At 72.3% G+C, this 13,370-nt stretch carries 14 protein-coding genes and 1 pseudogene; 13 read left to right on the forward strand and 2 right to left on the reverse strand.

Annotation, left to right across the window (positions count from 1 at the left end; all coding sequences use genetic code 11):
* Positions 1-124 precede the first annotated feature (124 nt).
* The 7 genes and pseudogenes from KOV94_RS19835 (at position 125) to KOV94_RS19865 (ending at position 4,323) form a co-directional block, all read left to right on the forward strand.
* A pseudogene (locus KOV94_RS19835) lies at positions 125-984 on the forward strand (type II secretion system F family protein).
* On the forward strand, positions 981-1,916 hold the full coding sequence (locus KOV94_RS19840) for a type II secretion system F family protein (protein ID WP_218052977.1): 936 nt from the start codon (positions 981-983) through the stop codon (positions 1,914-1,916). The pseudogene KOV94_RS19835 and the gene KOV94_RS19840 overlap by 4 nt, the downstream one beginning before the upstream one ends.
* A gap of 141 nt (positions 1,917-2,057) precedes the next feature.
* Positions 2,058-2,252 (forward strand): hypothetical protein, encoded by a 195-nt coding sequence (locus KOV94_RS19845; RefSeq protein WP_124343395.1) that lies wholly within the window; start codon positions 2,058-2,060, stop codon positions 2,250-2,252.
* Positions 2,249-2,674: a TadE/TadG family type IV pilus assembly protein gene (locus KOV94_RS19850; protein ID WP_218052982.1), complete on the forward strand. Its 426-nt coding sequence runs from the start codon at positions 2,249-2,251 to the stop codon at positions 2,672-2,674. The genes KOV94_RS19845 and KOV94_RS19850 overlap by 4 nt, the downstream gene beginning before the upstream one ends.
* Positions 2,675-2,760: 86 nt before the next feature.
* Positions 2,761-3,168 (forward strand): pilus assembly protein, encoded by a 408-nt coding sequence (locus KOV94_RS19855; RefSeq protein ID WP_308160684.1) that lies wholly within the window; start codon positions 2,761-2,763, stop codon positions 3,166-3,168.
* 155 nt (positions 3,169-3,323) lie between these two features.
* A complete protein-coding gene (locus KOV94_RS19860) occupies positions 3,324-3,755 on the forward strand; it encodes a hypothetical protein (protein WP_308160686.1) in 432 nt (143 codons plus the stop codon).
* Positions 3,756-3,828: 73 nt separating this feature from the next.
* A complete protein-coding gene (locus KOV94_RS19865) occupies positions 3,829-4,323 on the forward strand; it encodes a hypothetical protein (RefSeq protein ID WP_218052978.1) in 495 nt (164 codons plus the stop codon).
* Between the two features lie 51 nt (positions 4,324-4,374).
* Here the strand turns inward: KOV94_RS19865 and dinB are convergent, their stop codons facing one another.
* Both dinB and KOV94_RS19875 read right to left on the reverse strand, forming a co-directional pair.
* On the reverse strand, positions 4,375-5,604 hold the full coding sequence (dinB, locus tag KOV94_RS19870; protein ID WP_218052979.1) for a DNA polymerase IV: 1,230 nt from the start codon (positions 5,602-5,604) through the stop codon (positions 4,375-4,377).
* A gap of 53 nt (positions 5,605-5,657) precedes the next feature.
* On the reverse strand, positions 5,658-6,095 hold the full coding sequence (locus KOV94_RS19875) for an NUDIX hydrolase (RefSeq protein WP_308160687.1): 438 nt from the start codon (positions 6,093-6,095) through the stop codon (positions 5,658-5,660).
* A gap of 41 nt (positions 6,096-6,136) precedes the next feature.
* Between KOV94_RS19875 and prfB the strand changes: the two genes are divergently transcribed.
* From prfB to KOV94_RS19905, 6 genes are all read left to right on the forward strand, one after another.
* Positions 6,137-7,249, forward strand: a complete 1,113-nt coding sequence (gene prfB, locus KOV94_RS19880) for a peptide chain release factor 2 (protein ID WP_218052980.1) — start codon at positions 6,137-6,139, stop codon at positions 7,247-7,249.
* A 386-nt stretch (positions 7,250-7,635) separates the two neighbouring features.
* On the forward strand, positions 7,636-8,763 hold the full coding sequence (chvE, locus tag KOV94_RS19885) for a multiple monosaccharide ABC transporter substrate-binding protein (protein WP_124344511.1): 1,128 nt from the start codon (positions 7,636-7,638) through the stop codon (positions 8,761-8,763).
* A 78-nt stretch (positions 8,764-8,841) separates the two neighbouring features.
* Positions 8,842-10,389, forward strand: coding sequence for a multiple monosaccharide ABC transporter ATP-binding protein (gene mmsA, locus KOV94_RS19890; RefSeq protein ID WP_124342260.1), 1,548 nt, complete (start codon positions 8,842-8,844; stop codon positions 10,387-10,389).
* Positions 10,386-11,618: a multiple monosaccharide ABC transporter permease gene (gene mmsB, locus KOV94_RS19895; RefSeq protein WP_124342259.1), complete on the forward strand. Its 1,233-nt coding sequence runs from the start codon at positions 10,386-10,388 to the stop codon at positions 11,616-11,618. Before mmsA ends, mmsB begins: the two co-directional genes overlap by 4 nt.
* Positions 11,619-11,657: 39 nt before the next feature.
* Positions 11,658-12,863 (forward strand): ROK family transcriptional regulator, encoded by a 1,206-nt coding sequence (locus KOV94_RS19900; protein WP_124342258.1) that lies wholly within the window; start codon positions 11,658-11,660, stop codon positions 12,861-12,863.
* A 78-nt stretch (positions 12,864-12,941) separates the two neighbouring features.
* On the forward strand, positions 12,942-13,370 hold a 429-nt coding region (locus KOV94_RS19905; protein ID WP_218052981.1), incomplete at its 3' end, for an ATP-binding cassette domain-containing protein.

Below are 13,370 nucleotides of genomic sequence, written 5' to 3' on the forward strand. Positions count from 1 at the left end.
CCCTAGGTTCGCCGCGAATCGGACCAATCGGGCAGGGGGTCGTGTGGCGACGGGACGTGACACGCCGTCGTCCGCCGCCCTCGCCGAGGTCCGGACGTCGGACCCCGGGGTCGGGTGACGCGCGATGGGTGTGGTGGTCGGGCTCCTGCTGGGGGCGGGCCTGGCGTGCATCTGGTGGTCGTGCTGGGCACCCGCCCCGGGTGCCGCGTCCCGCCTCGACGGGTGGAGCGTCCGCACGCAGGACGCGCTCGTCCAGGCGGGCATGCCGGGCGTGACCCCGACCGGGCTCGTGCTCACGAGCGGCGGCGTCGGCGTCGTGGGGCTCCTGCTCGGCCTCGCCCTGACCCGCGTGCCGTCGATGGCCCTGTGCCTCGGGGTGTTCCTCGCGCTCGCGCCGTCGGCCGTGGTGCGCGGCCGGGCGCGACGACGGCGTGCGCGCCTGCGAGCGCTGTGGCCCGAGGTCGTCGACCACCTCGCGTCGGGCATCCGCGCAGGCCTCGCGCTGCCGGAGGCCGTCGCGCAGCTCGGCGAGCGCGGGCCGGTCGAGCTGCGCGCCCCGTTCACCGCGTTCGCCGAGGACTACCGCGCGACCGGACGGTTCGGCGAGAGCCTCGACGCGCTCAAATCGCGCCTCGCGGACCCCGTCGCGGACCGGATCGTCGAGGCGCTGCGCATGACGCGCGACGTCGGCGGGACCGACCTCGGACGCCTGCTGCGGACCCTGTCCACGTTCCTCCGGGAAGACGTCCGCACGCGCGGCGAGCTCGAGGCGCGCCAGAGTTGGACCGTCAACGCGCCCGGCTCGCGGCGGCCGCACCGTGGCTCGTGCTCGGCCTCCTCGCCACGCGCACCGAGGCCGCGCAGGCCTACGACTCGACCGCGGGCCTGCTCGTGCTGGGCGCCGGTGCGGCGAGCACCGTCGTCGCGTACACGCTCATGCTGCGCATCGCGCGCCTGCCCGACGACCCGCGGGTGCTGCGATGAACCCGGTGACCGCGGGCGGGGTCGCCGGGCTGCTCGCGAGCGTCGGGGTCCTGCTCGTCGTCGCGCGGCTGCGCGCCCGGCGGATCCGGCTCGACCAGCGCCTCGCCCCGTACCTGCGCCCGCAGCGGGCGTCCTCCGCGCTGCTGCTGCGCGCACCCGCGTCCGGGGGCGCCGTCGCGACCGTCGAGCGGATCGCCGCACCCCTCATGCAGGACGCCGTCCGCCTGGTGGCACGCGTCGGCTCACCCACCGCGGACCTGCGACGACGCCTCGCGCGGGCCGGCCGCGACGAGACCGTCGAGCAGTTCCGCGCCGGCCAGGTCGTCTGGGGCGTCCTCGGCGTCGCCGGCGGGCTCGGGTTCGCACTCCTGCTCGCCGCGACGCGCGGCACGTCGGTCGTGGTCCTCGTCGTGCTCGTGGCCCTGTGCGGCGCGACGGGCGTGGTGGGCCGGGACTGGCTGCTCAGCCGGCAGGTCGCGCAGCGCGAGAGCCGCATGCTGCAGGAGATGCCGACGATCGCCGAGCTGCTCGCGCTCGCGGTCGGTGCGGGGGAGGGCGCGACCGGCGCGCTGGAACGCGTCGTCCGCAGCACCCGCGGCGAGCTGAGCGTCGAGCTCGAGCGCACGCTCGCCGACGCCCGCGCGGGCGCCCCGCTCACCACGGCGCTCGACGGTCTCGCCGACCGCACCGGGCTGCCCGCGCTCGCGCGGTTCGCCGAGGGTGTCGCGGTGGCGGTCGAGCGCGGCACGCCGCTCGCCGAGGTCCTCCGCGCGCAGGCGCAGGACGTCCGCGAAGAGGTGCGCCGCGACCTCATGGAGACGGGCGGCCGCAAGGAGGTCGCGATGATGGTGCCCGTCGTCTTCCTCATCCTGCCCGTGACCGTCGCGTTCGCCGTGTTCCCGTCCCTGCTCGTCCTGCGGGTCGGGCTGTGACGCCACGACGCCCGGACAACGACCACGGGTGGTCCGCGCGACCGCCCGCCGACCAGCACCGAGGAGACGCATCCGATGCTCACCGACCCGACGACGACCGTGCCGCTGCGGCCGCACGCCCGCACCGCGCGCCGCCTCCCGGTGACGGCCCTCGCGGCCGGACTGGCCCGACGCTGGCTCGCCGCTGCCGCGAGCGGGCGCGACCGGGGCGACGTGCCCGGCTGGGTGCTGGTCACGCTCATGACCGCGGGACTCGTCACGGCGCTGTGGCTCGTCGCCGAGCCCGCGCTGAGCCAGGTGTTCGACGACGCGATCAAGAGCGTCACGGGCGACTGACGGCCGTCACCACTCCGGAACGACGCGCTACGCGGCGGCGCTCGTTCGACACCGCCGACGGAGGGTCGGCGGTCGTCGACTTCGTGCTCGTGGGAGCACTCGTCACGGTGCTCTTCGTCGCGGTGCTCCAGCTCGCGCTCGTGCAGCACGTGCGGAACACGCTGGTCGACTGCGCCGCGGAGGGTGCGCGGTACGGCGCGCTCGACGGCCATGGCCCCGCCGACGCGGTCGCCCGGGCGCGCGACCTGGTCACGCAGTCGCTGTCGGCGACGTACGCGGGCGACGTCCGGGCGGCCCGCACGACGCTCGACGGCGTGGACGTCGTCGAGGTGACCGTCACCGCACCCCTTCCGGTCGTCGGGCTCCTCGGGCCGCGGGACGCGCTGACGGTGCGCGGTCATGCGTACGCGGAGGACCAGTGACGGGCGCGCGGACGGTCATGGCGGCCCTGCGTGCAGCGGTGGATGCTCGGCTCCGCGGCAGAGGTGGACGGGACGACGGGAGCGCGGTGCTCGAGTTCCTCGGGGTCGCGCTCGTGCTGCTCGTGCCGACCGTCTACCTCGTGCTCGTGCTCGGGCGGCTCCAGGCGGCGACGTTCGCCGTGGAGGGCGCGGCGCGCGAGGCGGCGCGGACCGCCGTCGCCGCGGAGGACCCGCAGCAGGCGGCGGCGCGCGCGGCGGCGGCGACGGGCGTGGCGCTGCGCGACCAGGGCTTCGACGACGACCCGGCCGACGCGCTCCGGCTCACGTGCACGTCGACGCCGTGCCTCGCACCCGGCTCGCGCGTCACCGCGCGCGTCGAGGTCGTCGTGCCGCTGCCGTTCGTGCCGACGGTGGTCCGCGACGTGGTCCCGCTCGAGGTCCCGGTGAGCGCCGAGCGGGTCGCGCCGGTCGACACCTACCGGGCGCGCGGATGAGTGCGCGGGCCGGCGTGCCGGCCGGGTCGGTGCGACCCACGGGCGACTCTCGGGCAGGGGAGCGTCCGACGTCATCGTCCGACGAGTGGTCGGGCCGGTTGGGGGCGGTGATCCGGCGCCGGGTCGCAGCAGCTGGCAGCGGCGACGAGGGGCAGGTGCTGCTGCTGACGCTCGGGTTCGTCGTCGTGGCGCTGCTGCTCGTGCTCGTGGTGTCCGCGGCGACGGCCGTGCACCTCGACCGCAAGCGTCTCGTGGCCCTGGCGGACGTCGTGGCGCTCGACGCGGCGGACGCCCTCGCCAACCCGGGCTACTTCGCCCCCGGCGCCGGCCAGGGTGATCCGTCGCAGGGCGGGATCGACCTGTCCGACGCCAGCGTGCGCGCCGCCACCGAGACCTACCTGCGGGACAACCCGGCGGCGACGGCGCCGTTCGTCACCGTGCGGGTGCTGGAGGCGACGAGCCCCGACGGCCGATCGGCGCACGTCCGGCTGGGCGCGGTCGTCCGGGTCCCGGTCGTCGGCGGGATCCTGTCGGCGTGGTCGGACGGCGTCACCGTGGAGGCGGAGTCGTCGGCCCGCGCCGAGTGATAGTCCCGGCGACGAGCGGACGCTCGACAGACCAGTCTTTCGTCAAGGTCATCAGCTGACGCGGGAGGTCAACATGCCCAGGAGCGCCGACGCGTTCGTCGACTGGCACCAGTTCATCATCGGGCACGACATCGGAGAGCCCTTCCTGGACGACCCGGCGGACGAGCACGGGGTGATCGGGCGGGTGAAGCGCACGTACTGCACCGTCGTGACCGGCATCGCCACCGGACTTGTCCGGTTGACCACCGAGCCCCTTGACGGGCCGCCGGAGGCGGTCGACGACACGTGGGAGGACGTGGGCGAAGTCTCCCTGGAGACCTCCACAGAGCTTCCCATGCGGGCGGCAGGCGTCGATCCGACCCCGGGGCAAGAGCCCCCCGATCCTCTCGATGCGCACGGGCCCGGCTGCTACCGGTTGCGTGTGCACGCACGGGGTCGTGACTCCTACTGGGACGGCTCGACGCTCGAGGTCCTCGAGCACTACCTGATCCAGAGCTGGCCTGCGCCCTACGCCCCGCCGGCGACACTGCGCGCCACCTCGCAGGTGGGTCTGGGTCGACCAGCGTGAGCGAGCAGCGCGACACGTCTCCACCCCCCGCTGGTGCGCGGCACGCCGGCGCTAGTCGGGGAGGAGTGGGACGGCGATGCCGTCGCCCGTGCGCAGCAGGCTGGCGCGCGTGACGGAACGCTTGCCGAACCGGTCGGCGAGCGAGTCGAGGGTCGTGTCGAGCGCACCGAGGTCGGGGCCGTCGAGCGCGAGCTGGGGCTGCACGACGTCGTCTGACTCGAGGTTCGTCAGCGCGACGCCGACGAGGGTGAGCCCGCGCTCGCGGATCAGCGGGGCGACGGAGTCGAGGAGCGCGACGGCGGCGGCTGCGAGGTCGGTGCCGGACGACGTCGCGTGCCGGAACGACCGCGACCGGGTGGCGCGGGTGTAGTCCTCGAAGCGCAGCCGCAGCACGACGGTCCGGGCGGTGCGGTGCGCGGTGCGCATGCGGCGCGCGACGCGGTCGACGAGCCCGAGCAGGGCGGCGTGGACGAACGCGGGGTCGTGCGGGCCGCGTCCGAGCGCGCGCTGGGCGCCGATCGAGCCGCGTCGTCGTCCCGTCTCGACACGTGACGGCGTCCGGCCGTGCACGACCGCGTGCAGGTGCCGCCCGGCGGCGGGGCCCAGGGCGCCGACCAGCACGGACTCGGGGAGCATCGCGATGTCCCCGGCGGTCCGCAGGCCGTATCCGTGCAGCTTCGCGGCGGTGACCTCGCCGACGCCCCACAGCAGCTCGAGGGGGAGGGGGTGGAGGAAAGCGTCCTCGCGGTCGGGCGGGACGTGCACGAGGCCGTCGGGCTTGCCGACGCGTGAGGCGACCTTGGCGAGGAACGGGGTGCGTGCGACGCCGACGGTGATCGGCAGGCCGACCTCGTCGCGGACCTGGCGGCGCAGCCGGGCGGCGATCTCGACGGGCGGCACGTCGATGCGGTGCAGGCCCGCGACGTCGAGGAACGCCTCGTCGATCGACACGCCCTGGACCTGCGGCGTCGTCGCGTGGAAGAGGTCGAACACGGCACGGCTGGCCTCGACGTAGGCGTCGAAGCGAGGCCGTACCTCGACCAGGTCGGGGCACAGCGCCCGCGCCTGACGTCCGCTCATCGCGGTCTTCACACCGCGTCGCTTGGCCTCGTACGAGCACGCGAGGACCACTCCACCCCCGACGGCGACCGGGTGGCCACGCAGACGGGGGTCGTCACGCTGCTCGACGGACGCGTAGAACGCGTCGAGGTCGGCGTGCAGGATCGCCGCGCGACGGGCGGGAGACTCGCTCACGAACACATGTTCGAACCGACCACCCACATGCCGCCAGGGGTGTCCTCCGTCCGGGGGTGGTGCGGGATGCGGCTGCGCGGTCAGGCGGGGTCGGGGAGGAGGCCCGCCCAGTGGCGCGCCTCGTCGACGAGCTCGACGCGGTAGAGGTCGTCGAGCGCGTCGAGCGGCTGCCACGCGGCGAGGTCGGTCGAGCCGTCGACCTCGTGCCGCAGGTCCCCGCCGACGACGTGCGCGCGGTAGACGATGCGCAGCAGCTGGGTCTTCTCGGGGATGTTCGTCGGGCCGAGCGCGGGGTCGACGACGAGCGAGGAGATGCCGAGCAGCTCGTCGAGCTCGATCGCGTACCCGGTCTCCTCGCGCACCTCGCGGACGGCGGCGTCGGCGGGGTCCTCGTAGGGGTCGATCCCGCCGCCGGGCATCGTCCACTTGGGGCCGACGCCGACCATGGGCGCGAGACGGGACAGGAGCATCCCGCGCTGGTCGACGACGACGGCGTACGCGCTCACCCGGATGGCCACGGTCCGAGGCTAGGGGACGACTGCGGGTAGCCTGGACGGTCGTGGCCACCACCGACTTCCCCGCCGAGATCCGCGAGCTGCGCACCACCCTGGAGTCCATCCAGGCGGTGAGCGACCCGACCGCGCTCAAGGCGAAGATCGCGGACCTGTCGGAGCAGGCGAGCGCCCCCAACCTGTGGGACGACCCCGACGCGGCGCAGAAGGTCACGAGCGCGCTGTCGGCGACGCAGGCGGAGCTGGACCGGGTGGCGAAGCTCGGGGGCCGCATCGACGACCTCGAGACGCTCGTCGAGCTCGGCGTCGAGATGGAGGACGAGGACAGCCTGGCCGAGGCGGAGGTCGAGCTCACGGGGATCCGCCGGGACCTGGGCGAGCTCGAGGTCCGCACGCTGCTCAACGGCGAGTACGACCAGCGCGAGGCGGTCGTGACGATCCGCTCGGGTGCGGGCGGTGTCGACGCGGCGGACTTCGCGGAGATGCTGCTGCGGATGTACCTGCGCTGGGCGGAGCGGCACGGCTACCCGACGACGGTCCTCGACACGAGCTACGCCGAGGAGGCGGGCCTGAAGTCGGCGACGTTCGAGGTCAAGGCGCCGTACGCGTTCGGGCACCTGTCGGTCGAGGCGGGCACGCACCGCCTGGTGCGCATCTCGCCGTTCGACAACCAGGGGCGTCGGCAGACGTCGTTCGCGGCGGTCGAGGTCATCCCGCTGATCGAGGGCACGGACTCGGTCGAGATCCCGGAGTCGGAGATCAAGGTCGACGTGTTCCGCTCGTCGGGCCCGGGTGGTCAGTCGGTCAACACGACGGACTCCGCGGTCCGCATGACGCACATCCCGACGGGCATCGTCGTGTCGATGCAGAACGAGAAGTCGCAGATCCAGAACCGCGCGGCCGCGCTGCGCGTGCTCCAGTCCCGCCTGCTGCTGGTCCGCAAGGCGGAGGAGGACGCGAAGAAGAAGGAGCTCGCGGGCGACATCAAGGCGTCGTGGGGCGACCAGATGCGCTCGTACGTCCTGCAGCCGTACCAGATGGTCAAGGACCTGCGCACGGAGCACGAGGTCGGCAACCCTGCCGCGGTGTTCGACGGGGACATCGACGACTTCATCGAGGCCGGCATCCGCTGGCGTCGTTCGCAGACCGTCGAGGCCTGACGCCCCGCCGAGTCCTGAGGCCGCGCGGGGCGCTCGTCCCGCCCGTCCGCACGCGCTCGTCGCGACACCCCTCCGTCCGGGGACGTCGCGGCGAGCGCTTGCCGTCTCCGGCGCCGGGACCAACGTCCCGAGGTCGTCGCCCAGGTCACCCGATGCCTTCGCATCGTGAAGTTAACTCTCACGGAGTACGTGGGAGCGCACCCACGCGCCCGGAAGACACAGGTTGGTAACGGAACTTGCACCGGGCTTGGCTTCGGGTCTTGAATTCAAACGACATGACCGGACGCGCGGACAGCGCGGACCAGGCAGTGGTCCGCACGGGTGTCGACGGGCAGTGACGCCCCGGACGACGCGACCGGACGGTGCACAACAGGGAGCGGACAACGATGTCTTTTGCATGGAGGAAGGTTGCCGTCGGCGTCGCCACGGCCGGCCTGATCGTCGGACTCTCGGCCTGCAGCCAGGAGCGTGAGCCGAGCGGCGACGAGACCGGCGGCGGCGCTGCCGAGGACACCCTCATCGGCATCGCGATGCCGACGAAGAGCCTCGAGCGCTGGAACCGTGACGGCTCGCACCTCGAGGAGCTGCTGCAGGACAACGGCTACGAGACGACGCTGCAGTACGCCGACAACAAGGTCGACCAGCAGATCACCCAGATCCAGAACATGATCAACCAGGGCGCCGACGTCCTGGTCATCGCGTCGATCGACGGCACGGCCCTCGCGCCGGTCCTCGAGGACGCGGCGGCGGCCGACATCACGGTCATCGCGTACGACCGCCTCATCAACGACACGCCGAACGTCGACTACTACGCGACGTTCGACAACGAGAAGGTCGGCACGCTCCAGGGCCAGTTCATCGAGGAGGCCCTCGACCTCAAGAACGCCGCGGGGCCCTTCAACCTCGAGCCGTTCGCGGGCTCGCCGGACGACAACAACGCCAAGTTCTTCTTCTCCGGCGCGTGGGACGTCCTGCTGCCCTACGTCGAGGCGGGCAAGCTCGTCGTCCCGTCGGGCAAGGCGCCCGCGTCGAACGACGACTGGGCCTCCATCGGCATCCAGGGCTGGGGCTCCGACACCGCCCAGGCCGAGATGGAGAACCGCCTCAACTCGTTCTACGGCGGCGGCCAGAAGGTCAACGTCGTCCTGTCGCCCAACGACTCGCTGGCCCTCGGCATCGCCCAGGCACTCGAGGGCGCCGGCTACGCGCCGGGCGAGGGCTACCCGGTCCTCACCGGCCAGGACGCCGACCAGGCGAACGTGCTCAACATGCTCGCCGGCAAGCAGTCGATGACGGTCTGGAAGGACACCCGCGCGCTGGGTGACCAGGTCGCCAAGATGGTCGACCAGATCGTCAAGGGCGAGACGGTCGACGTCAACGACGAGGAGACGTACGACAACGGCAACAAGGTCGTCCCGACCTACCTGCTCGACCCGGAGGTCGTGACCCCCGACACGGTCGAGTCGGTGCTGGTGGAGTCCGGCTTCTACAAGGCCGAGGACCTCGGTCTCTGATCCCGACCCGGGCCGCCGGCGCGCACACCACGCGCCGGCGGCCCGCACGGCCGTGACGGACCATCGAGCGAGGGGCACATGACCACCGACCACATCCTCGAGATGCGGAGCATCACCAAGAAGTTCCCCGGCGTGATCGCGCTGGCGGACGTGAACCTCTCGGTGAGCCGCGGCGAGGTGCACGCGATCTGCGGAGAGAACGGCGCCGGCAAGTCGACGCTGATGAAGGTGCTCTCGGGCGTCTACCCGCACGGCACCTACGAGGGCGACATCGTCTTCGACGGCCAGGTCGTGGAGTTCAGGGGCATCCGGGACTCCGAGCACCACGGCATCGTCATCATCCACCAGGAGCTCGCGCTCAGCCCGTACCTGTCGATCGCCGAGAACATCTTCCTCGGCAACGAGCAGGCCGAGCGGGGCGTCGTCGACTGGAACAAGACCAACTCCGAGGCCGCGAAGCTGCTCGCCCGCGTCGGCCTCGACGAGCGTCCCGACACCAAGATCGTCGACATCGGCGTCGGCAAGCAGCAGCTCGTGGAGATCGCCAAGGCGCTCTCCAAGGAGGTCAAGCTGCTCATCCTCGACGAGCCCACGGCGGCGCTCAACGACGAGGACTCCGCGCACCTGCTCGGCCTCATCGACGGGCTGCGCGAGCACGGCATCACCTCGATCATCATCAGCCACAAGCTGAACGAGATCGAGGCCATCGCCGACACCACGACGATCATCCGCGACGGCAAGACCATCGAGACGCTCGACATGCGCGGCGCCGACAGGGTCAGCGAGGAGCGGATCATCCGGGGCATGGTCGGGCGCTCGCTCGACAACCGGTTCCCGGACCACACGCCGAACATCGGCGAGGAGGTCCTGCGCATCGAGGACTGGACCGTCCACCACCCCATCGACCAGACCCGCAAGGTCGTCGACAGCGCGTCGCTCAGCGTGCGCCGCGGGGAGATCGTGGGCGTCGCCGGCCTCATGGGCGCGGGGCGCACCGAGCTCGCGATGAGCCTCTTCGGCCGCTCCTACGGCGCCCGCGTCAGCGGCCGCGTCTTCAAGGACGGCAAGGAGATCGACCTCCGGAACGTCGGGGCGGCCATCCGGCACGGCATCGCGTACGCGACCGAGGACCGCAAGCGGTTCGGCCTCAACCTGATCGACACGATCCAGCACAACGTGTCCGCGTCCGCGCTCGGCAAGCTCGCGCGGCTCGGCGTGGTGGACCGCCGGCAGGAGGAGAAGGTCGCCGAGCGGTACCGCAAGGAGCTCAACATCAAGACGCCGACCGTGTCGGCGCTCGTCGGCAAGCTGTCCGGCGGCAACCAGCAGAAGGTCGTGCTGAGCAAGTGGATCTACGCCGATCCGGACGTGCTCATCCTCGACGAGCCCACGCGCGGCATCGACGTGGGAGCCAAGTACGAGATCTACGGGATCATCAACCGGCTCGCGGACGCGGGGAAGGGCGTCATCGTCATCTCCTCCGAGCTGCCGGAGCTGATCGGGATCTGCGACCGCATCTACGCGCTCAGCCAGGGACGGGTCACGGGTGAGGTCGCCCGCGACGACGCCACGCAGGAGCGCCTCATGCAGTACATGACCATGGAGAAGGACGTGACGGCACGATGACCACGGACACCAACCTCGCACCGGCGGCCCCTCCGGGGTCGAAGCCGCGCGTGCCGCTCTCGCAGCGCATGCAGGGCCTCGGTGGGAACGCTCGCCAGTACGGCATCTTCGGCGCGCTCGTCGTGATCGTCCTGCTGTTCCAGGTGCTCACCGACGGCAAGCTGCTGCTCGCCAACAACGTCGCGGCGCTGTTCCAGCAGAACGCGTACGTCATGATCCTCGCCATCGGCATGGTCATGGTGATCGTCGCCGGGCACATCGACCTGTCCGTCGGGTCGGTCGTCGCGTTCGTCGGCGGCATCGTCGCGGTCACCATGCGCGACTTCGACATGCCGTGGGTCGTCGCGATCCTCATCGGCCTCGCGGTCGGCGGCGTCGTCGGCGCCTGGCAGGGGTTCTGGGTCGCGTACGTCGGTATCCCCGCGTTCATCGTGACCCTCGCGGGCATGCTCGTCTTCCGCGGCCTCGCGCTCGTCATCGTCGGTGAGACCGTCGCCGGCCTGCCGTCGCAGTTCATCGCGATCTCGAAGGGCTCGTTGCCGAACTTCCTCGGGTTCGCCAGCAACATGGACGTCGTGACGCTCCTCATCGGGGCGCTCGCGATCGTCGCGATCGTGGTCTCGCAGCTGCGGGCACGCTCGTCGCTGCGCAAGCACGAGCTGTACGTCGAGCCGCTCGGCGCGTTCGTCGCCAAGCTCGCGCTGATCGCGATCGGCATCGGCATCCTCACGGTGATCCTGTCGTTCTCCGCGGGCGGCACCCCGATCGTCCTCGTCATCGTCGGCGTGCTCGTCGTCGCCTACACGTTCCTCATGGGGCGCACGGTGTTCGGCCGGCACATCTACGCGATCGGCGGCAACCGCCTCGCGGCCGGCCTGTCGGGCGTCAACACGCGTCGCGTGGACTTCTGGATCTTCGTGAACATGGGCGTGCTCGCGGGTGCGGCGGCCATCGTGACGACCGCCCGTGCCGGTGCGGCCATCGCGGCGGCGGGCCAGAACTTCGAGCTCGACGCGATCGCCGCGTGCTTCATCGGCGGCGCGGCGGTCACCGGCGGCATCGGCCGGATCTCCGGCGCGATCGTCGGTGCGCTCATCATGGGCGTGCTCAACATGGGTCTGTCGATCATGTCGGTCGACCCGTCCTGGCAGATGGCGATCAAGGGGCTCGTGCTGCTCCTGGCGGTCGCGTTCGACCTGATCAACAAGCGGCGTGCCGGGACGCAGTAGCGTCCTGGCGGTCCCGACGGCGCGGTAGGTTCTGGCCCCGTGAGCAGGCGAGCAGCGGCAGCCGGCTCGCAGTCGTCCCTGCGCGAGGCCAACCGCGTCCTCGTCGTCGAGACCGTCAAGCGGTACGGCGGGCTCACCCAGGTCGAGCTCGCCACCGCGACCGGCCTGTCGCAGGCCACGGTGTCGACGATCGTCCGCGAGCTCCTCGCCGCGGGCGTCGTCGACACCGCCAACACCACCCGCAGCGGGCGGCGTGCCCAGATGGTCACGCTCGCCCGCCGCGTGGGTCTTGCCGTCGGTGTGCAGGTCGGCCACCGCAGCCTGCGGGTCGTGCTCGGCGACTTCACGCACGAGGTGATCGCCGAGCAGTCCCTGCCGCTCCCCGCCGGCCACCGCGTCGACACGAGCCTCGACCGCGTCGCGCTCCTGGTCGTCGACCTGCTCGAGCGCGTCGGCGCGACCCTCGAGGACGTCGTCGGCCTCGGCGTCGGCCTCCCCGCCCCCGTCGACTCCTCGACCGGCATGGTCTCGGTCGCGGGCCTCATGCCCGGCTGGGACGAGGTGCACGTCGGCCAGGTGCTGTCCAAGCGCCTCGGACGGCCCGTCTACGTCGACAACGACGCCAACCTCGGCGCCGTCGCGGAGTCGACCCTCGGCGCCGCGCGCGAGTTCGGCGACTCCGTGTACGTGCGCGTCTCGCACGGCGTCGGCGCGGGCATCGTCATCGGCGGCCAGCTGCACCGCGGTGCGGGCGGGACGGCGGGGGAGATCGGCCACGTCCCGGTGCGCTTCCCGGGTGAACCCTGCCGCTGCGGCAACAGCGGCTGCCTCGACACGGTCGCCGGCGCGACGCCCCTCCTGGGCGGGCTGCGCGACAGCCACGGCGTGCTCGCGCTGCGCGACGTCGTGCAGCGCGCCAACGAGGGCGACCAGCGCTGCGCGCAGGCCGTCGCCGACGTCGGCTCCCTCGTCGGGACGGTCGTCGCCGGGCTCGCGACCGCCGTGAACCCGCAGGTCGTCGTCGTGGGCGGCGAGCTCGCCGACACCGGCGAGGTGCTGCTGCGTCCGATGCGCGAGGCCATGCGCCGGCACGTCCTGCCCAACCAGCTCGTCCCGCTCGACGTCGTCGGCGCGTCGCTCGGCACGCGGGCCGAGGTGCTCGGCGGCCTCGTCCTCGCCCTGCAGTCGACCGACGTCCCGCTGCGCGTCGACGCCGACGAGGTGGGCCTGGTGGAACAGGCATGAGGGCCCGGCGGGTTGACGCAGGCGCACCATGGTCATTCACTGCACGTATCACGTGCCCGACGGGGAGCAGGTGAACAGATGAGCAGCGACGTCCCCCTGCTCTCGATGCGCGGCATCACCAAGCGGTTCGCCGCGGTCGAGGCGCTCGTCGGCGTCGACCTCGACGTGCACGCGCACGAGGTCGTCGCGCTCGTCGGTGACAACGGGGCGGGCAAGTCGACGCTCGCGAAGATGGTGTCCGGCGTGCTGGCCCCCGACGCGGGGTTCATCGAGATCGCCGGCGAGCAGGTCACGATCCCCACGCCGACCGCCGCGCGCGGGCTCGGCATCGCGACGGTGTTCCAGGACCTCGCGCTGTGCGAGAACCTCGACGTCACGTCCAACCTGTTCCTCGGGCGCGAGCTGCGGGTCGGCGCGTCGCGCGACGACTCCCGCATGGAGCAGATCGCCCGTCAGGTGCTGCGCGACCTCAACAGCCGCATCCCGTCGGTACGGTCGCCCCTGTCG

Origin of the sequence: Cellulomonas algicola, from assembly GCF_019024305.1 — a bacterium.
Classification (GTDB): domain Bacteria; phylum Actinomycetota; class Actinomycetes; order Actinomycetales; family Cellulomonadaceae; genus Cellulomonas; species Cellulomonas algicola.

What these genes read in the sequence shown, in the direction of transcription:
- KOV94_RS19840 (WP_218052977.1), top strand. Translation starts at nt 981, where the DNA reads ATGAACCCGGTGACCGCGGGCGGGGTCGCCGGGCTGCTCGCGAGCGTC.
- KOV94_RS19865 (WP_218052978.1), top strand. Translation starts at nt 3,829, where the DNA reads ATGCCCAGGAGCGCCGACGCGTTCGTCGACTGGCACCAGTTCATCATC.
- chvE (WP_124344511.1), top strand. Translation starts at nt 7,636, where the DNA reads ATGTCTTTTGCATGGAGGAAGGTTGCCGTCGGCGTCGCCACGGCCGGC.
- mmsA (WP_124342260.1), top strand. Translation starts at nt 8,842, where the DNA reads ATGACCACCGACCACATCCTCGAGATGCGGAGCATCACCAAGAAGTTC.
- mmsB (WP_124342259.1), top strand. Translation starts at nt 10,386, where the DNA reads ATGACCACGGACACCAACCTCGCACCGGCGGCCCCTCCGGGGTCGAAG.